This window comes from Pseudomonas sp. LBUM1655 (assembly GCF_059716085.1).
Window position 1 is genome coordinate 5,658,377 of record NZ_CP166801.1, and the last position, 19,818, is coordinate 5,678,194.

Consider the following 19,818-nt stretch of genomic DNA (forward strand, 5'->3'; position numbering starts at 1 on the left):
CATTGAGGTTTTTTGAACTGCCTATGCAAACACTGTCGAAGCAAACGCTATTCATCGCGCTCTCTGGCCCTGTAAGCCTTGTGAATGCGGTTAGACTAGGCTCACTGACGGCTCCGGGCCATTTCGATTTCCCAGCATTTTCGATAAGCATTACTTATGGATTTCAAACAACTGCGTTATTTCGTCGCGGTCTACGAAGAAGGTCATGTCGGGCGGGCCGCCGAACGCCTGTCGATCTCGCAACCGGCACTCTCGCAGCAGATCCGCCAGCTCGAACAGAACCTCGATGTCACTCTGTTCGAACGCAGCAGCAAACGCCTTCTGCCGACCCTCGCCGCCCATACGTTGTACAACCACGCGTTGCCTTTGCTCGATGGTTTGCAACGGGCCCGGGAGGCGTTGGGCAACTTCAAGGGCCAGGCACTGCGCACGTTGGCAATCGGTGTGCTGCAAACGGTGCACACCAGCCTCGTACCGCAAATGCTTGAGCGGGTGCGCAAGGCGCAACCGCATCTGGTTGTGCAGATCTATGAACTGACGGGGCTGGAGATCGAGCGGCGCCTGCTCAATGGCTCACTGGATATCGGCATCAGCTATCTGCCGCCGCGTCAGCCCGGGCTGCATGGTGTGCTGCTGTATGAAGATGAGCTCACGCTGGTCATCCCGGCGGATCATCCGTTGCGTGAATTCAAGAAAGTCTCGATCCGACAGGCTGCCGAATTGCCGATGTTGCTGCTCGGAGAAGAGTTTCAGATTCGCCAGATCTGGCAGGCTCAATTGACCAGCCTCGGTCGGCGCCCGCAGGTGCAGGCAGAGCTGAACAATATGGTGGGGATTCTCGACAGCTTGCCGCACACCAAACTGGCAACAGTGCTGCCCGGCCAATCGCAAAAAGAATACGACGATGAGGATTTGCTCTGGAAACCATTGAGCGAACCACGGGTGCCGCTGAAGGTGGGCTTGGTGTGTCGCGACGTACAACGTCAGCAGGCGTCTTTGGCGTTGCTGCGGACATTGCTGGAAGAAGTGATGGGGCGCGAAGAGAAACCGCTCAAGGGCGCGCCGCCGCTGGATTCCCGGGCCTGAAAACTTTTCTGCAGACAAAAGAAAACCCCGCCGAAGCGGGGCTTTGCAGACTGTTTCCCTGACATCCATTTCACTCCGCCACCCTGGCAGAATCCTACGTGTCCCTGTTGTTGCTTTGCGCTTCCTGCGCGACGTCCATGAAATGTAGATTAGCCGTGGATCCAATCCGCGCATATGGGAGAACAGCAGCACGTGATGTAAGCGAATGCTTACATCACGTCATCGCATCAGAACTGCGCTGCATCCAGAAGGAACAGCGACTCGCTACCAGCCTTCACCGACGCGCTCAACGAGTGAGTGCGCGGCAGCAGACGGGCGAAATAGAAGCGCGCGGTGCCGAGCTTGCTGGCGTAGAAATCTTCCTGCGATTCCTTGCCGAACGCGGCTTTGGCCATCAGTGCCCACATGTAGGCATAAGCGGTGTAACCAAACGCTTGCAAATATTCGACCGAGGCTGCGCCGATTTCGTTCGGATTGTTTTTCGCCCGATCCAGCAGCCACGCCGTCAACTCGTCGAGGGTATCGACAGCGTCGTTCAGCGGCTTGGTGAATTCACCCAGATCAGCACTCGCCGTAGCGGTAAAGTGGCGGATCTCGTCGGCGAACAGTTGGTAGTACGCGCCGCCGCTGCCGACGATCTTGCGCCCCACCAAGTCCAGCGCCTGAATACCGTTGGTGCCTTCATAGATCTGTGTGATGCGCACATCACGCACCAATTGCTCTTGGCCCCACTCGCGGATGTAGCCGTGGCCGCCGAAAATCTGCTGGCCGTGGACGGTGGTTTCCAGACCCAGATCGGTCAGGAACGCCTTGGCCACCGGCGTCAGCAAGGCGACCAGATCTTCAGCACGTTTACGCGTGGTCGCGTCTTCGCTGAACTTGGCGGTGTCGAGTTGCATCGCCACGTAAGTGGAGAACGCACGGCCACCTTCGTTCGAGGCTTTCATGGTCAGCAGCATGCGCCGCACGTCCGGGTGGACGATGATCGGGTCAGCGACTTTGTCTTTGTTCTGTGCGCCAGTTGGCGAACGGCTTTGCAGACGGTCGCGCGCGTATTCGACGGCGTTCTGATAGGAGCGCTCGCCAGTGGCCAGGCCCTGAATGCCGACGCCCAGACGCTCGTAGTTCATCATGGTGAACATCGCGGCCAGGCCTTTGTTCGGCTCACCAACCAGATAACCGACGGCTTCGTCGAAGTTCATCACGCAGGTGGCGGATGCCTGGATACCCATCTTGTGTTCGATAGAACCGCAGTTCGCCGGATTGCGCGCGCCCAGGCTGCCGTCGGCATTGACCATGAACTTCGGCACCAGGAACAGCGAAATACCTTTCGGGCCGGCCGGTGCGTCAGGCAGCTTGGCCAAAACCAGATGAATGATGTTTTCCGTAAGGTCGTGTTCGCCACCAGTGATGAAGATCTTGGTGCCGCTGACCTTGTAGGAACCATCGGCCTGAGGCTCGGCCTTGGTGCGAATAATGCCCAGGTCGGTGCCGGCGTGCGGCTCGGTCAGGCACATGGAACCGGCCCAGACGCCGGCGTACATGTTCGGCAGGTACGCGGCTTTCAGCTCTTCGCTGGCGTGGGCGTTGATCGACAGGCAGGCGCCGGCAGTCAGCATCGGGTACAGACCGAAGGACAGGCTGGCGGAGTTGACCATTTCTTCGACCTGGGCCGAAACGGCTTTGGGCATGCCCATGCCACCGTATTGCGGATCACCGCCAACACCGACCCAACCGCCTTCAGCGTAAGTCTGATAAGCCTGTGGGAAACCGGCCGGCGTGGAGACGGCTCCGTCGGCCCAGCGGCAACCTTCTTCGTCTGCCGCACGGCTCAGGGGCGCGATGCTTTTGCTGGTGACCTTGCCGGCCTCTTCGAGAATCGCTTCAACGGTCTCGGCGTCGACAGTCTCGGCCAGCGCCGGCAGTTCGGCCCAGAGTTTGGCGACTTCGAACACTTCATTGAGGACGAAGCGCATATCGCGCAGCGGCGCTTTGTAGTCAGCCATGGCAAACCTCGCAAGATCTAAACAGGTATTCGTGGAAGGGTGTTTTCATTGAGGCCGAGTGTACCCCAACAACTTTTGCGACACATAGGGTCAACCGGTGACTGATTTGTTATTTTTAGTCACAAGAAAAAAATCGCAGCCTTCGTCAGCTCCTACAGGTAAAACGCGATCCCGTGTAGGAGCTGCCGCAGGCTGCGATCTTTTGATCTTCCTTAAAGCGCAAACATTTCGGCCGGCAGCTTCATCAAGCAATCACTCCCCGCCTCAATCGCCGCACGGTGCGCAGCCGTTCTTGGCAGCAACCGCTTGAAATAAAACTCGCACGTCGCCAGTTTGCCCCGGCAGAAATCCCCATCGCCCTCGCCCGCCTCCAGTTGCGCCTGCGCCACCAGCGCCATGCGCAACCACAGATAACCGAGGATGATGTAGCCGCTGTACATCAGGTAATCCACCGACGCGGCACCGACTTCGTCCGGATTCTTCATCGCCGCCATGCCGACCTTCATGGTCAGGTCGCCCCACTGCTGGTTGAGGTCGTTGAGCTGCGCAACAAAACTGCCTAGTTGCGCATGCCCGGCATTCGCCGCGCAGAACTTGTGGACGATTTTGGTGAAACCGCGCAGCAGTTTGCCCTGACTGCCGAGCACTTTGCGCCCGAGCAGATCCAGCGCCTGAATACCGTTGGTGCCTTCGTAGATCGGCGCAATCCGACAATCGCGAACCAACTGTTCCATGCCCCATTCACGAATGAAGCCATGCCCGCCGAACACCTGCATGCCGTGGTTGGTCACTTCCAGCCCGGTGTCGGTCATGAAGGCCTTGCAGATCGGCGTGAGGAACGCCAGCAAGTCTTCGGCCTCCTGACGCGCATCGGCATCACTGTTCAGGTGCGCGGTATCGAGCAGTTGAGCGGTAAAGTAAGTCAGCGCGCGGTTGCCTTCGTTGAAGGCTTTCATGGTCAGCAGCATGCGCCGCACGTCGGGGTGAACGATGATTGGGTCGGCCGGTTTATCCGGGGCTTTGGCACCGGTCAGGGCACGCATCTGCAAACGGTCGTTGGCGTATTTGATCGCGCCCTGGAAACTCGCTTCACCCAGACACAAACCCTGCATGCCGGTGCCGAGCCGCGCGTGGTTCATCATGGTGAACATGCAGTTCAGGCCTTTATTCGGCTCGCCGATCAGAAATCCTTTGGCGCCGTCGAAGTTCAACACGCAAGTAGCTGAAGCCTTGATGCCCATCTTGTGTTCGATCGAGCCGCAGGAAACGCCGTTGCGTTCACCCGCCTCGCCCACAGCATCCGGGAGGAATTTCGGCACGATGAACAGTGAAATCCCCTTGGTGCCCGCCGGCGCGTCCGGCAGCTTGGCCAACACCAGATGGATAATGTTGTCGCTCATGTCGTGCTCGCCGGCAGAGATGAAAATCTTGCTGCCGGTGACCGCGTAACTGCCGTCAGCTTGAGGCACGGCGCGGGTCTTGATGATGCCCAGATCAGTGCCGCAATGGGCTTCGGTCAGGCACATGGTGCCGGTCCATTGGCCGGCCGTCAGTTTGCTCAGGTACGTGGTTTTCTGATCTTCGGTGCCGTGGGCATGGATCGCCGACATCGCGCCGTGGGTCAGGCCCGGATACATGCCCCAGGAGGTGTTGCTGGAGCCGACCATTTCGCTGATCACCAGCCCCAGCGAACTCGGCAAGCCCTGGCCACCGTAGGTCGGATCCGCTGCCAGACCATGCCAGCCGCCCTCAACGTATTGTGCGAAGGCTTGCTTGAAGCCTGTAGGCGTTGTCACCACACCGTTGTCGAAATGGCAGCCCTCTTCGTCACCGCTACGATTGAGCGGTGCCAGAACGTTCTCACAAAACTTGGCGCCCTCTTCGAGGATCGCGTTGATCATGTCCGGGCTGGCGTCGTGGGCGCCGAGGGCGGCGTAGTTGCCGTGGAAGTCGAAGACGTGGTCGATCAGAAAGCGCATGTCGCGCAGGGGAGCTTTGTAGTCGGGCATGGTGGCTTCTCCGTCAGCAGATTTCTCCAACCTACTGCCGGGCACCACGCCCCACAATCACTGTCCAGACGCTGAATGCGCCGTCATCACTCAACCTGCGGCGGAGTCCATGCGCACCGCGCCACGGCGGTTTTGCCCGAACGCCACCACGCAGTTACGCCCCGCGCCCTTGGCGCTGTAGAGCGCCTCGTCCGCGGACTTGAGGACTTGTTCGGGGTTGCGCTGCTCTATCCGTTCGGCGACGCCGATACTGACCGTGACCGAAACGCTGGAAGCGCCGGAGCCTGCGCGACGCTGACGACCTTGCTGATCGTCCTGCGGGCGGTTTTCCTGGTTGCGCAGTTGAATGTTGTAGGACGCGATCGACTCGCGGATTACCTCCAAGTGCGGCATGCACTCCTCAAGGGTTTTGCCTGCAAACACCAGGGCGAATTCCTCACCGCCATAGCGATACGCCCTACCGCCTCCGCTGATTTTGGAGAGTTTGCTGGCGACCAGACGCAGCACCTGGTCACCGACATCGTGGCCGTGGGTGTCGTTGAATTTCTTGAAGTGATCGACATCACTCATCGCCAGCACATAGTTGCGGCCCAGACGCTGCATACGTTCGTTGAGCGCGCGACGTCCCGGCAGACCGGTGAGTTCGTCGCGGAAGGCCATTTGATAAGCCTCGTGTGCAACGGCGGCGGCGATCATCAACATCACCTGGCTGCACATGATGTTCAGGGTAAACGGCAGGATGAAGGTTTTCGGCAGCATCCAGAACACGCCGAGCAACCCGACCAGTTGCGCCGCGTGCAACGGACGCGGGTTGCGCCAGTATTGCCAGGCCAATAGCAGAAATGCCGAGATAAAAACGGGATAAGACAACTGGATCAGGCTCATCCACGCGCCGTGCAGCGCCGGCCAGCGGATCTCCGAAAGCCACATCAGCAGCGCCTGTGGGTAACTTTGCTCAAGCCCCAGCGCCACGCTGCCGAACGCCAGCAGCACGGCAAACCGGGCGACCATGTCTTGAAACAGGTGGGTACGCTCCTGCCACGCTGCGAATAACCCGAATAACAACGGCAGGAGCAGACAGACGAGATGGAACACCACGGCGGCGTCTTCGCGCACTTTGCCGTTGTCGCGGTAATAGTCGGTCTGGGTATCGAGCAGAAAGTAGGCGATGTACACCGTGAGCATCAGAAACAGTTCGCGCTGACGTCGGTAAACCGCGCAGTAAGCGCCACCCAACAGCAGCACCAGAGTGGGCAGTACGTTAAACAGGGACGTGAAAAACACGTTGAGGTCTTTGACGTACGCAGCCGCCAACCCCGCGAGCAACAACAGCAGTGAAGGTATGAAATGGCTGAAACGTACAGCGGAAGAACGCGGCAAGGGGTAGGACTCCGACCCGGCAAAAGATGGCATTGTGCCTGCATTTTGAGCAGTTAAGCACATGCGGTGTGACGTGCGTCACATCGAAGCCTCTTTAACGGCAGGAAAACCGCTTTTCTTAGCGTTTTAGTGGGGAATTTTCATCGCTTAAACAATATTTCATCAGGCATGAAAAAGCCGCTGTCCCCGAAGGAACAGCGGCTGTGAAAACTTCCCTGGGACTTAGTAGCCCAGTGCGAAGTCTTCTTCTTTCATGTCCATCAGGTTGTTGGCGCCCGACAGCATGGTTGCCACGTGTGTACGGGTACGCGGCAGGATGCGCTGGAAGTAGAAGCGCGCGGTTTGCAGCTTGGCAGTGTAGAACGCCGCATCGCCAGTGCCTTCTGCCAGCTTCTCGGCTGCCAGACGCGCCATGTCGGCCCAGAAATAGGCCAGGCAGGCGTAACCGGAGTACATCAGGTAGTCCACGGAGGCCGCGCCGACTTCTTCGCGATCTTTCATGGCAGCCATACCGACCTTCATGGTCAGCTCGCCCCATTCTTTGTTCAGTGCAGCCAGCGGAGTAACGAATTCCTGGACGGCTTCGTTGCCTTCGTTGGTCTGGCAGAACTTGTGGACGATCTTGGTGAAGCCTTTCAGAGCCTCGCCTTGAGTCATCAACACCTTACGGCCAAGCAGGTCGAGTGCCTGAATGCCGGTGGTGCCTTCGTACAGCATCGAAATGCGGCTGTCGCGGACGTTCTGCTCCATGCCCCACTCGGCGATGAAGCCGTGGCCGCCGTAGATCTGTACGCCGTGGTTGGCGGCTTCGAAACCGACTTCGGTCATGAACGCTTTGGCGATTGGAGTCATGAAGGCCAGCAGTGCGTCGGCTTTCTTCTTCTCTTCTTCGTCCACACCGTATTTGACGATATCGACCTGTTTGGCGGTGAAGTACACCATCGCACGGTTGCCTTCGGCGAATGCCTTCATGGTCAACAGCATGCGGCGTACGTCAGGGTGCACGATGATCGGGTCAGCGGCTTTGTCCGGCGCTTTCGGGCCAGTCAGGGAGCGCATTTGCAGACGATCGCGAGCGTATTTCAGGCCGCCCTGGAAGCCGATTTCGGCGTGGGCCAGACCTTGCAGCGCGGTACCCAGACGTGCGGTGTTCATAAAGGTGAACATGCAGTTCAGACCTTTGTTCGCCGGGCCGATCAGGTAACCGGTGGCGCCGTCGAAGTTCATTACGCAAGTAGCGTTGCCGTGGATGCCCATCTTGTGTTCCAGCGAACCGCAGGTCACAGCATTGCGCGCACCAACGGTACCATCGGCATTCGGCATGAACTTTGGAACGATGAACAGGGAAATGCCTTTGGTGCCAGCCGGTGCGTCCGGCAGGCGGGCCAGTACGATGTGGACGATGTTGTCGGCCATGTCGTGTTCACCGGCCGAGATGAAGATCTTGGTGCCGGAAACTTTGTAGGAACCGTCGGCCTGAGGTTCGGCCTTGGTGCGCAGCATGCCCAGGTCGGTGCCGCAGTGCGGTTCGGTCAGGCACATGGTGCCGGTCCACTCGCCGGAAACCAGTTTGGTCAGATAGGCTTCTTGCTGCTCAGGGGTGCCGTGCTCGGAAATGGTGTTCATCGCGCCGTGCGACAGGCCTGGGTACATGCCCCACGACCAGTTGGCTTCGCCAACCATTTCGCTGACCGCCAGACCCAGCGACTCAGGCAGACCTTGACCGCCGTGCTCGACGTCATGGGCAAGGCTTGGCCAGCCGCCTTCAACGAATTGCTTATAAGCCTCTTTGAAGCCAGTCGGGGTTTTCACGCCGGACTCGCTCCAGGTGCACCCTTCGATGTCGCCCACGCGGTTCAGCGGCGCCAGTACCTGCTCACAAAACTTGGCGCCTTCTTCGAGAATGGCGTCAACCATGTCCGGAGTTGCGTCTGCGCAAGCCGGGAGGCTCTGATAGTGCGCTTCGTAGCCGAGCAGTTCGTCACGAACGAAGCGAATATCACGCAAGGGGGCCTTGTAGTCAGGCATAGCGATAAACCTCTGCTGATGTAACCGGGAATGAACGACCGTGTTGATTTGTTGTGACGGTCAAACAGTTGTTTGAAACATACGTTTACGCCGAAATCTTGTCAAGCGTCGATCTTTTGCCGTTCGTCATCGCATTTTTCAAACGCCGGACACAACAAACCGCCATGGGCTCGAACGAGCCACGGGGCGATAAATAAAGATTAGTTGAGAGAGAAGGACTTAGAACGAAAAACGCCGCGACAAGGCGCGGCGTTTAACATGCACGGAGCTTAAAAAATCAGGCGAAGGTGTCGATAATCGTGCCAAGCATTTCATCGGATGCTTTGGCGACTTTCACACCCAGCTCTGCCTGAATCTTGCCCTGAGACATCTCGACCATGTTACTGGCCAAATCTGACTGCTGGCTGCGATCCACGCCACGCAGACGATCAACCTGTACTTCGGAAGACTGGCTGGTAACTGAACGTTCGATGGTGTTATTGGCGATCTGGCTGGCTGCCTGATCGACGCGATTCTGCCCGGTCTGAATGGAGCTCAAACCCGCATAAAAAGCTGTGTTACCGGAGATTTCCATAACAGTTCTCATCCTTGGGAAGGATCAATTGCCGCCATTGAACCAGAGGCGCCAGAAAAACACCCGTCAAAAACACTAATGGCACAGTGCCTGTTCATAGTTAAAAGCTTAGTCGAGCAGATCCAATTGCAAATGTTCAGCCACGGCCTCAGCGCTCATCGCTTTCAATTTCGGCACCCGCCCCAGGCAAGGCGCCGGAATCCGCTCGGCCAGTGTTGCCAGGTTTTCCTCCAGTCGCGATGTCTTCGGATCGATGATATTCGCCACCCACCCCGCCAGTTGCAGGCCATCCCGGGCAATCGCCTCGGCCGTCAGCAGCGCATGACTGATGCAACCCAACCGCACGCCGACCACCAGAATCACCGGCAGCTTTAGCGCAATGGCCAAATCCGAAAGATTATCCTGATCCGCCAGCGGCACCCGCCAGCCGCCCGCGCCTTCGATCAAAGTGAAATCGGCATTCATCGCCAGAATCTCGCGCATCGGCGCCAACAACGATTGCACCGTCAGCGCGACACCCGCCTCGCGCGCCGCCAGATGCGGCGCAATCGCCGGTTCGAACGCCACCGGATTGACCTGTTGATAACTCAGTGGCAATGAGCACTCGGCCAACAGCGCCAACGCATCAGCGTTGCGCAATCCTTTAGGCGTGACTTCGCAACCGGATGCCACCGGTTTGCCCGCCGCTGTGCTCAAGCCTGCCGAGCGCGCCGCGTGCAGTAATCCAGCAGCGACGGTGGTTTTGCCGACGTCGGTGTCCGTTCCGGTGATGAAATAGGCTGCGCTCATACGGGTTTCTCCAACACGGCATAAACCACTTGATAAGTCGCCGGCAGTCCCTGTGCCTGACGGAATTGCTCGTAAGCCTCGACCAGTCCCAGAATCCGCGCACGCCCGGTCAATCCGCCCGGTCGTCCGGGGTTCAGATTGTGCGCACCCAATGCCTTCAATTCATGGGTCAGACTGCGCACATCGGGGTAATGCAGCACATGCGCCTGCTTCTCCAGACTCACTGTGCGCAAACCACTGGCCGCACACAACTGTTCATAACGGGCGAATTCGCGGAAGCGGTTGACGTGTACCAGACCATCGACCTGACGCCAGCTGTCACGCAATTCGTACAACGTTCCAACACAAAGACTAGCAAACGCGAAAACACCGCCCGGTTTCAGCACGCGAAAAGCTTCGCTGAGCACCGCATCGAAATTCGCACACCACTGCACCGCCAAGCTGGAGAAGATCAAATCGCAGGTCGAATCCTGCAACGGCAGCCGTTCCGCATCACCGGCGATGAAATGCTCAGCGCCGCCCAACGGACGGGCGTGGTCAAGCATGCCCTCGGCGATATCCAGCGCCAGCCCTTGTCCATCGGCAAAATGCTCGGCCAATGTGCGAGTGAAATAACCGGTGCCGCAACCCATATCCAGCCAACGCGCCGGTACAAAATCCATCGGCAAGCGCTGCAGCAACTGTGTACCGACATCACGTTGCAACTCGGCGACACTGTCGTAGCTGGCCGCCGCGCGGGAGAAAGAGGCCGCGACCTGGCGCTTGTCAGGCAAGCCACCGGGCAGCGCAACAAGGGACAAATCAGTCATCACCGCACTCATGTAAAAAAGCCTGGATTGCACCCGCCACTCCATGGGGGTCTTCCAGAAGAAACGCATGGCTGGCCTGTTCGATCAGACCAATTTCGATATCCGGCAACAGGGCGAACAATTCGCCTGCAGCCTCTGCGGGCACCAATCCGTCCTGCCCGGCGAACAGATGCAACTGCGGGCCGCGAAACGCCTGCAGGGCTTCACGCGTGTCCAGTTGCGCGAGCAGCTCCAGCCCCGCCATCAATGTTGCCGGCGCAGCACTGGGAGCAGCGCCAAGTAACAGCCGTGACAAGCCACGCGGGTCTTGCGCGCCTTGGGCACACAGCAAAGAAAATCGTTTGAGGGTCATCCGGGGATCAGCTGTACATCCGGCAAGAAACGCATCGAATGTCTCGCCGGGCATCGCGCTCGGCCATTGTTCGTGGGCGACAAAAGAAGGATTGCTCGCCAGCGTCAGCAACCCACAGCAACGTTCGCCACGGCGCGACGCCAGTTCGGAGGCGAGCATGCCGCCCAGCGACCAGCCACCGAGCCAGACGTCTTGAGGAATGCGCTCGTCAAGTTCATCGAGCCAGTCTCGCAGGTCACTGGAATCGAGCTCCGGCAACGGCTCTATCTCGACATGCAGGTGTTCGTCGAGGCCTTGCAATGCGGCGGCCAAGGGTTCCATCGGCGAAACACCGAGGCCCCAGCCGGGCAGCAGAATCAGGCGATCACGCATGGCTTGGCTCCGATGACAGTTGCGCAAAGCAATCGGCCAGTCCTTCCAACAATAGCTGTACCTGCGCCTCACTGTGGGCGGCGGTCAGGGTCACCCGCAGTCGCGCACTGCCGGCGGGTACGGTCGGCGGACGGATTGCAGTGACCATCAGCCCACGCTCACGCAGCATTTGCGACAGACGCACCGCGCGACCAGCGTCGCCGATCATGATCGGCTGGATCGGCGTGAAGCTGTCCATCAGCTCCAGACCGATCTGTTCGGCGCCGTGGCGGAACTGGCGGATCAACGTCTGCAAATGCTCGCGTCGCCAGTGTTCGCTGCGCAGCAACTCAAGGCTTTTCAGCGTTGCGCAGGCCAGTGCCGGCGGCTGGCTGGTGGTGTAGATGTAGGGCCGAGCGAACTGGATCAGGCTTTCGATCAGCTCTTCGCTGCCGGCGACAAACGCACCGGCCGTGCCGAAGGCTTTGCCGAGGGTGCCGACCAGCACCGGCACATCGTCCTGGCTCAAGCCGAAGTGCTCGACGATGCCACCGCCATTGGCGCCCAGCGGGCCGAAACCGTGCGCATCGTCGACCATCAGCCACGCGCCTTTGGCCTTGGCCTCACGGGCCAGCGCCGGCAAATCGGCAATATCGCCGTCCATGCTGAACACGCCGTCGGTGACCACTAATGTATTGCCGGTGGCTTTCTCCAGGCGCTTGGCCAGACTGTCGGCATCGTTGTGCAGGTAACGATTGAAACGCGCGCCGGACAACAACCCTGCATCGAGCAACGAAGCGTGATTGAGCCGGTCTTCCAGCACCGTGTCGCCCTGCCCGACCAGCGCCGTGACCGCGCCGAGGTTGGCCATGTAACCGGTGGTAAACAGCAGCGCACGCGGGCGACCGGTGAGATCGGCCAGCGCTTCTTCCAAGGCGTGATGCGGGCCGCTGTGGCCGATCACCAGGTGCGACGCACCACCGCCCACGCCCCAGCGTTCGGCACCGGCGCGCCAGGCTTCGATGACTTGCGGGTGATTGGCCAGGCCCAGGTAGTCGTTATTGCAGAACGCCAGCAACGGCTGACCGTCGACCACTACTTCAGGTCCTTGGGGGGATTCGAGCAGCGGCCGCTGCCGGTAGAGATTTTCGGCACGGCGGGCAGAAAGGCGTGCGGCGAGATCGAAAGACATGCAGGCCTCGACTTTCAAATGACACAGATCCCTGTGGGGGCGACGGGGCGACGATTCGACCTGCTCGCGAATGCGGTCGGACATTCAACAGAAATGTCGACTGGACTAACGCCTTCGCGAGCAGGCTCGCTCCCACAGGGGGGGGGGTTGCATTCAATCTGCGAGATCGCGGGGGCGATCAAACAGCCGCGTTATAAAACTGCTCGCTGCTCTTCTGCTCCACCAACGCCTGCTCGATGGCAGCCTGATGCACTTCATCGGCATGTTCTTCGCGGGCTTCCGGTTGAATGCCCAGGCGCGCGAACAGTTGCATGTCCTTGTCCGCCTGCGGGTTGGCGGTGGTCAGCAACTTGTCGCCGTAGAAAATCGAGTTGGCACCGGCGAAAAACGCCAGGGCTTGCATTTGTTCGTTCATCGCTTCGCGGCCGGCGGACAGGCGCACATGGGATTGCGGCATGAGGATGCGCGCCACGGCGAGCATGCGGATGAAGTCGAACGGGTCGATGTCTTCGGCATTTTCCAGCGGCGTACCGGCGACTTTCACCAGCATGTTGATCGGCACCGATTCCGGATGCTCCGGCAGGTTGGCCAACTGGATCAGCAGATTGGCGCGGTCATCGAGCGACTCGCCCATGCCGAGAATGCCGCCGGAGCAGATCTTCATCCCCGATTCACGCACGTAGGCCAGGGTTTGCAGGCGCTCGCTGTAAGTGCGGGTGGTGATGATGCTGCCGTAGAACTCAGGCGAGGTGTCGAGGTTGTGGTTGTAGTAATCAAGACCGGCCTTGGCCAGCGCTTCGGTCTGGTCCTGATCGAGACGTCCGAGGGTCATGCAGGTTTCCAGGCCCATGGCTTTCACGCCTTCAACCATCTTCAGCACGTAAGGCATGTCTTTGGCCGACGGATGTTTCCACGCCGCGCCCATGCAGAAACGGGTCGAGCCGATGGCTTTGGCGCGGGCAGCCTCTTCGAGGACTTTCTGCACTTCCATCAACTTTTCTTTTTCCAGGCCAGTGTTGTAGTGACCGGACTGCGGACAGTATTTGCAGTCTTCCGGGCAGGCGCCGGTCTTGATCGATAGCAGTGTGGAAACCTGAACGCGGTTGGCGTTGAAATGGGCGCGGTGCACCGTCTGTGCCTGAAACAGCAAGTCGTTGAATGGCTGTACGAAGAGTGCTTTGACTTCGGCCAATGACCAATCGTGACGCAGGGTGGCGGTGGTGCTCGCGCTCATGGGTAATTCCTTGGTTATGCTTGGCTGGCATGTGGGTAAACGGAATACCCACAGGCGCTACACGGATGTTCGGCATATTTAAGGAAGAGTCATGCGCTGTCAACCACGATACGAAGGACAGGTTTACATCTGTTTAAAAAACGTACAGACCTGTTTGCTGTGCGATGAACCGGTAGATGCAGAAACGCCAATCTGCGTCCCCTGTGAAACCGAATTGCCCTGGCTCGGCGACCACTGTCAGACCTGCGCCCTGCCACTTCCCGCAGCGGGCCTGACCTGTGGCGAGTGCCTGCTAGAGCCGCCGGCGTTCGAACAGGTCGCCGTGCCCTGGCTTTATAGCTTCCCGGTGGACAGTTTGATTACGCGTTTTAAACACAACGCAAAATGGCCGTTTGGTCACCTGCTCGCCGACGTTCTCGGACAATACCTGCTATATCGCTTCGATGAAGAGTTGCCGCGCCCGGATATGTTGTTGCCGGTGCCACTGGCCAGCAAACGTCTGCGTCAGCGTGGGTTCAATCAAGCGGCGATGTTGGCGCGGTGGTTGAGCCGGCAGTTGGATTTGCCGTGCGAGGAAAACGTACTGCGAAGAATCAAGGACACCAACGCCCAGCAGGAACTCGATGCCAAGGCGCGCAAGCAAAATCTGCGTAGTGCCTTCGCCCTGGCGCCGGATGCAGACGTCAAAGGCCGGCATCTGGCGTTGATTGATGATGTGCTGACCACTGGAGCGACCACCCGCGCTCTCGCTCGATTGCTAAGGGATGCGGGCGCCGCAAGAGTGGACGTGTATTGCCTGGCCCGCACTCCAAAACCGGGGGATGCCACCTGACTTAAGAACACTGCAACTCCCTGTGGGAGTGAGCCTGCTCGCGATAGCGTCATCACTGCCAACATCCATGGTGGCTGATCCACCGCTATCGCGAGCAGGCTCACTCCTACAGGGATCTTTGTCCGGCTTGACTCGCGCGTCGCAAGCGGCCAACTTCAACTCCCACAGCCACAGCAAAAAAAGCATCCATTCATGTCCCTGCCCACCCTGTTGTCCCAGCACATCGTCCGCCGTCCGCAGCGTATTGCCCTGTTGCAACATATCGCCGAACAGGGCTCGATCACCCGTGCTGCGAAAAGCGCAGGCCTGAGTTACAAAGCGGCGTGGGACGCTATCGATGAGCTGAACAACCTCGCGCAGAAACCGCTGGTCGAACGTGCGGTCGGCGGCAAGGGTGGTGGCGGCGCCAGACTGTCCAGCGAAGGCGAGCGGGTGTTGCGCCTCTATCAAAAGCTGCAAGCCTTGCAGGCCCAAGTGCTGGAAGCGGCTGAAGATGCCAGCGACCTCGATCTGCTCGGTCGTTTGATGCTGCGCACAAGCGCGCGCAACCAGTTGCACGGCAAAGTCGTGGCGATCAAAAGCCAGGGGCGCAATGACCTGATTCGCCTGCAACTGGCCGAGGGCCTGTGCCTTGACGCGCAGATCACCCACGACAGCACCCTGCATCTGGAGCTACAAACCGGCACCGAAGTGGTGGCGCTGATCAAGGCCGGCTGGCTCGAATTGCTCGCCAGCGATCAACCGGCAACGTCCGGACACAATCTTCTCAAGGGCACCATCGAAGCGATTCTCGACGCCGAAGACGGCCCCAGCGAAGTGCGTATTTCCCTGCCCAACGGCCACACCCTCTGCGCGCTGGCCGAGCCGATCGATTTGCGCACTCGCGGGCTGACCGTCGAACAACCGGTGCAGGTGCAGTTTTCGCCGTCCAACGTGCTGATCGGCACACCGCTTTAATCTGCCCCTGCAACGAAAGCGTCATCGACGCTCATTAAGGTAGCTGCCAAAACCTAGCAGGGAGCCTGATGTGAGCCTATTAGAAGAAAACCAATCCACTGATCTGGAAAAAATGGTCGGCCTCAGCCGTCGCGGTTTCATCAGCGCCGGCGCGCTGTGCGGCGCGGCGATGTTTCTCGGTGGCAACCTGCTGACCCGCAGCGCACTGGCTGCGGGTGTCAGCGCCAGCAACAGCCGTTTGCTCGGCTTTGAGAGCATTCCGGCGGCGACCACCGACGTCATCAGCCTGCCCAAGGGCTACAAATCCTCGGTGTTGATCAGTTGGGGCCAGCCGTTGCAAAAGAACGGCCCGGCTTTCGACCCGAGCGGCAATGGCACCGCTGCCGCACAGGAAGTGCAGTTCGGCGACAACAACGACGGTATGAGCCTGTTCGAATTCCCCGACGACAGAAACCGCGCGTTGATGGCCATCAACAACGAATACACCAACTACCGCTACCTCTACCCGCACGGCGGCATGCCGCAATCGGCCGAAGACGTGCGCAAGGCGCTGGCCTGCGAAGGCGTGTCGGTGATTGAAGTGCAGCGCAGAAACGGTCAGTGGCAGTTCGTCCAGGGCTCGCGCTACAACCGTCGCATCCACGGCAATTCGCCGCTGCGCATCGGTGGCCCGGCCGCTGGCCATGACTTGATGAAAACCAGCGCCGACAAGCACGGCAAAAAAGTCCTCGGTACGTTCCAGAACTGCGCCAACGGTAAAACCCCGTGGGGCACGTATCTGACCTGCGAAGAGAACTTCACCGACTGCTTCGGCAGCAGCAACGCCCAGCAGCAGTTCGACCCGGCGCAGAAACGCTACGGCGTCTCGGCCGCCAGCCGCGAGATCAACTGGCATCCGTTTGATCCGCGCTTCGACATGGCCAAAAACCCTAACGAACTCAACCGTCACGGCTGGGTGGTCGAGATCGACCCGTTCGATCCGCAATCGACCCCGGTCAAACGCACCGCGCTGGGCCGCTTCAAACATGAAAACGCTGCTCTGGCCGAAACCGACGACGGCCGCGCCGTGGTGTACATGGGCGACGATGAGCGTGGCGAGTTCATCTACAAGTTCGTCAGCCGCGACCGCATCAACCACCGCAACGCCAAAGCCAACCGCGACATCCTCGATCACGGCACGCTGTACGTGGCGAAGTTCGATAACGGCGACAGCAATCCCGACCACCCGAAAGGCCAGGGCCAGTGGATCGAACTGACCCACGGCAAGAACGGCATCGACGCCAGCAGCGGTTTCGCCGATCAGGCCGAAGTGCTGATCCACGCGCGCCTCGCTGCCAGTGTCGTTGGCGCCACGCGCATGGACCGCCCGGAATGGATCGTGGTCAGTCCGAAAGACGGCCAGGTTTATTGCACCCTGACCAACAACGCCAAACGTGGCGAGGATGGCCAACCGGTGGGCGGGCCGAACCCGCGCGCGAAGAACGTCTATGGGCAGATTCTGCGCTGGCGCACCGACCGCGACGATCATGCGTCGAAGACGTTCTCATGGGATTTGTTCGTGGTCGCCGGCAACCCGGGCGTGCATGCCGGCACGCCGAAGGCTGGTTCGTCGAATATCACCCCGCAAAACATGTTCAACAGCCCCGATGGTCTGGGCTTCGACAAGGCTGGCCGGTTGTGGATTCTCACTGACGGCGATTCGAGCAATGCCGGGGATTTCGCCGGGATGGGTAACAACCAGATGCTCTGCGCCGATCCAAAGACCGGGGAGATTCGCCGGTTCTTGGTCGGGCCGATTGGTTGTGAAGTGACCGGGATCAGCTTCTCGCCGGATCAGAAGACGTTGTTTGTCGGGATCCAGCATCCGGGAGAGAACGGCGGGTCGACCTTCCCTGAGCATTTGCCGAATGGCAAGCCGCGGTCTTCGGTGATGGCGATTACCCGTGAGGACGGCGGAATCGTCGGCGCCTGATAGACCGCTTTCGCGAGCAGGCTCGCTCCCACAGGGTTTTGCATAAGACTTTGTGGAAGTGAGCCTGCTCGAGTCAGCACTGACACCATCCACCTTACTGCCTGCCATCTGCGCTACCATGCTGGGCCGGACGCGGCAGCCTGCTGCGCGCAGGAGTCAGCATGGCCCACCCGTTTGAAACCCTTACACCAGACCTTGTACTCGATGCCGTCGAAAGCATCGGGTTCCTGAGCGATGCGCGCATTCTGGCGCTCAACAGCTACGAAAACCGCGTCTATCAGGTCGGCATCGAAGACTCCGAACCGCTGATCGCCAAGTTCTATCGTCCGCAGCGCTGGACCAACGAAGCCATCCTCGAAGAACACAAGTTCACCTTTGAACTGGCCGACGTCGAGATCCCGGTGGTCGCGCCGCTGATCCACAACGGCGAAACCCTGCACGAGCACGCCGGCTTCCGCTTTACCCTGTTTCCCCGCCGTGGCGGTCGGGCGCCAGAGCCGGGCAATCTTGATCAGTTGTATCGCCTCGGCCAGTTGCTCGGGCGCATTCATGCGGTCGGCGCGACCAAGCCCTTCGAACACCGCGAAGCGCTGGGCGTGAAAAACTTCGGCCATGCCTCGCTGACCACATTGCTCGAAGGCAACTTCATCCCCAAAAGCCTGCTGCCGGCCTACGAGTCCGTCGCCCGTGACCTGCTCAAGCGCGTGGAAGATGTATACGCCGCCACACCGCACCAGAACATCCGTATGCACGGCGACTGCCACCCCGGCAACATGATGTGCCGCGACGAAATGTTCCACATCGTCGACCTCGACGACTGCCGCATGGGCCCGGCGGTGCAGGACATCTGGATGATGCTCGCCGGTGACCGGCAGGAATGCATGGGGCAATTGTCGGAACTGATGGACGGCTACAACGAATTCCACGATTTCGATCCGCGCGAACTGGCGCTGATCGAGCCGCTACGCGCGTTGCGCCTGATGCACTACAGCGCCTGGCTGGCGCGGCGCTGGGATGACCCGGCGTTCCCGCACAGCTTTCCGTGGTTCGGGACTGAGCGCTACTGGGGCGATCAGGTGCTGGCGTTGCGTGAGCAGCTTTCGGCACTGAATGAAGAGCCACTGAAACTTTTCTGATTAAAGATCAAAAGATCGCAGCCTTCGGCAGCTCCTACCCTGGAATACATTTCCCCTGTAGGAGCTGCCGAAGGCTGCGATCTTTTTCCTTTCTGACACGACACATCTATACAACCTCCTTACAATCCCTGCTTTGTTAGCTGCCTAAGCAAGGATTCTGCATGCAAGCCGCCAACCCGCGTCGCGGGTACATTCTGGGTCTGAGTGCCTACATCATCTGGGGCCTGTTCCCGATTTACTTCAAAGCCATCGCCGAAGTGCCGGCGGTCGAGATCATCATCCATCGAGTCCTGTGGTCGGCGCTGTTTGGCGCGCTGCTGTTGATGGTTTGGAAGCACCCAGGCTGGTTGCGCGAATTGCTCGACAACCCCAAGCGTCTGGCGATTCTGGCGTTGAGCGGCACGCTGATCGCCGCCAACTGGCTGACGTATGTGTGGTCGGTGAACAACGGGCGCATGCTTGAAGCGAGCCTCGGTTACTACATCAACCCGCTGGTGAACGTGTTGCTGGGGATGATGATTCTTGGCGAGCGTCTGCGGCGTATGCAGTGGCTCGCGGTAGGGCTGGCGGCGGTCGGTGTGGCGCAGCAGGTGTGGCAGGTCGGCAGTCTGCCGTGGGTGTCGCTGGTGCTGGCGTTGACCTTCGGTTTCTATGGCTTGATCCGCAAGCAGGCGCCGGTCAAGGCGTTGCCAGGGCTGGTGGTGGAAACCTGGATGCTGGTGCCTATCGCCATCGCCTGGTTGCTGTTCAATCAGACCGCGACAAGCGCTCAACCGGAATTCTGGACAACGTCGCAAGCCTGGTGGCTGGTCGCGGCCGGCCCTGTGACTTTGGTACCGCTGGTGTGCTTCAACGCCGCCACCCGGCACCTGCCCTATACCACCATCGGCTTCCTGCAATACATCGCACCGACGCTGGTGTTGTTGCAAGCGGTGCTGCTGTTCGGCGAGCACTTGTCGTCGAGCACGCTGATCGCGTTCATGTTTATCTGGGCCGGTCTGGCCGTGTACAGCGTCGATGCGTGGATAAGTTTACGCCGCCGCACCTGATCAAAAAACGTACAAACCCTCACAGGCCACGGTTCTCGTGGCCTGCATCGTTCCTTCCCAAG

Annotated in this window: 16 protein-coding genes; 6 read left to right on the forward strand and 10 right to left on the reverse strand. The window is 59.6% G+C overall.

What is annotated here, in order from left to right; genetic code table 11:
* Positions 1 to 156: 156 nt before the first annotated feature.
* On the forward strand, positions 157 to 1,086 hold the full coding sequence (locus ACA074_RS25485) for a LysR family transcriptional regulator (protein ID WP_187680795.1): 930 nt from the start codon (positions 157 to 159) through the stop codon (positions 1,084 to 1,086).
* A gap of 227 nt (positions 1,087 to 1,313) precedes the next feature.
* Here the strand turns inward: ACA074_RS25485 and ACA074_RS25490 are convergent, their stop codons facing one another.
* The 10 genes from ACA074_RS25490 to bioB form a co-directional block, all read right to left on the reverse strand.
* Positions 1,314 to 3,092: an acyl-CoA dehydrogenase C-terminal domain-containing protein gene (locus ACA074_RS25490; protein ID WP_497677996.1), complete on the reverse strand. Its 1,779-nt coding sequence runs from the start codon at positions 3,090 to 3,092 to the stop codon at positions 1,314 to 1,316.
* A gap of 212 nt (positions 3,093 to 3,304) precedes the next feature.
* Entirely contained in the window at positions 3,305 to 5,101 is a 1,797-nt protein-coding gene (locus ACA074_RS25495; RefSeq protein WP_401268145.1) for an acyl-CoA dehydrogenase C-terminal domain-containing protein, read from the reverse strand.
* Between the two features lie 90 nt (positions 5,102 to 5,191).
* Entirely contained in the window at positions 5,192 to 6,481 is a 1,290-nt protein-coding gene (locus ACA074_RS25500; RefSeq protein ID WP_187680792.1) for a GGDEF domain-containing protein, read from the reverse strand.
* 222 nt (positions 6,482 to 6,703) lie between these two features.
* A complete protein-coding gene (locus ACA074_RS25505; RefSeq protein ID WP_187680791.1) occupies positions 6,704 to 8,509 on the reverse strand; it encodes a phenylacyl-CoA dehydrogenase in 1,806 nt (601 codons plus the stop codon).
* Positions 8,510 to 8,786: 277 nt separating this feature from the next.
* Positions 8,787 to 9,083, reverse strand: a complete 297-nt coding sequence (locus ACA074_RS25510; protein ID WP_187680790.1) for a pyrroloquinoline quinone biosynthesis protein PqqE — start codon at positions 9,081 to 9,083, stop codon at positions 8,787 to 8,789.
* Positions 9,084 to 9,191: 108 nt separating this feature from the next.
* Positions 9,192 to 9,872 carry a dethiobiotin synthase gene (gene bioD, locus ACA074_RS25515; protein ID WP_187680789.1) on the reverse strand — a complete coding sequence of 227 codons (681 nt, stop codon included), beginning with the start codon at positions 9,870 to 9,872 and terminating at the stop codon, positions 9,192 to 9,194.
* Positions 9,869 to 10,681 (reverse strand): malonyl-ACP O-methyltransferase BioC, encoded by an 813-nt coding sequence (bioC, locus tag ACA074_RS25520; RefSeq protein WP_497677997.1) that lies wholly within the window; start codon positions 10,679 to 10,681, stop codon positions 9,869 to 9,871. The genes bioD and bioC overlap by 4 nt, the downstream gene beginning before the upstream one ends.
* Positions 10,674 to 11,405, reverse strand: coding sequence for an alpha/beta fold hydrolase (locus tag ACA074_RS25525; RefSeq protein ID WP_497677998.1), 732 nt, complete (start codon positions 11,403 to 11,405; stop codon positions 10,674 to 10,676). The genes bioC and ACA074_RS25525 overlap by 8 nt, the downstream gene beginning before the upstream one ends.
* Positions 11,398 to 12,576 (reverse strand): 8-amino-7-oxononanoate synthase, encoded by a 1,179-nt coding sequence (bioF, locus tag ACA074_RS25530; protein WP_497677999.1) that lies wholly within the window; start codon positions 12,574 to 12,576, stop codon positions 11,398 to 11,400. Before bioF ends, ACA074_RS25525 begins: the two co-directional genes overlap by 8 nt.
* 178 nt (positions 12,577 to 12,754) lie before the next feature.
* Positions 12,755 to 13,810 carry a biotin synthase BioB gene (gene bioB, locus ACA074_RS25535; RefSeq protein ID WP_064388191.1) on the reverse strand — a complete coding sequence of 352 codons (1,056 nt, stop codon included), beginning with the start codon at positions 13,808 to 13,810 and terminating at the stop codon, positions 12,755 to 12,757.
* A gap of 91 nt (positions 13,811 to 13,901) precedes the next feature.
* Between bioB and ACA074_RS25540 the strand changes: the two genes are divergently transcribed.
* From ACA074_RS25540 to rarD, 5 genes are all read left to right on the forward strand, one after another.
* Positions 13,902 to 14,642 (forward strand): ComFC family protein, encoded by a 741-nt coding sequence (locus ACA074_RS25540; protein WP_497678000.1) that lies wholly within the window; start codon positions 13,902 to 13,904, stop codon positions 14,640 to 14,642.
* A gap of 192 nt (positions 14,643 to 14,834) precedes the next feature.
* Positions 14,835 to 15,599 (forward strand): TOBE domain-containing protein, encoded by a 765-nt coding sequence (locus ACA074_RS25545; RefSeq protein ID WP_497678001.1) that lies wholly within the window; start codon positions 14,835 to 14,837, stop codon positions 15,597 to 15,599.
* Between the two features lie 70 nt (positions 15,600 to 15,669).
* Positions 15,670 to 17,571: a PhoX family protein gene (locus ACA074_RS25550; RefSeq protein WP_497678002.1), complete on the forward strand. Its 1,902-nt coding sequence runs from the start codon at positions 15,670 to 15,672 to the stop codon at positions 17,569 to 17,571.
* 161 nt (positions 17,572 to 17,732) lie between these two features.
* On the forward strand, positions 17,733 to 18,707 hold the full coding sequence (locus ACA074_RS25555) for a serine/threonine protein kinase (RefSeq protein ID WP_187680782.1): 975 nt from the start codon (positions 17,733 to 17,735) through the stop codon (positions 18,705 to 18,707).
* A 161-nt stretch (positions 18,708 to 18,868) separates the two neighbouring features.
* Complete coding sequence (rarD, locus tag ACA074_RS25560) at positions 18,869 to 19,756, forward strand: EamA family transporter RarD (RefSeq protein ID WP_187680781.1); 888 nt, start codon at positions 18,869 to 18,871, stop codon at positions 19,754 to 19,756.
* The last annotated feature ends 62 nt before the right edge of the window (positions 19,757 to 19,818 follow it).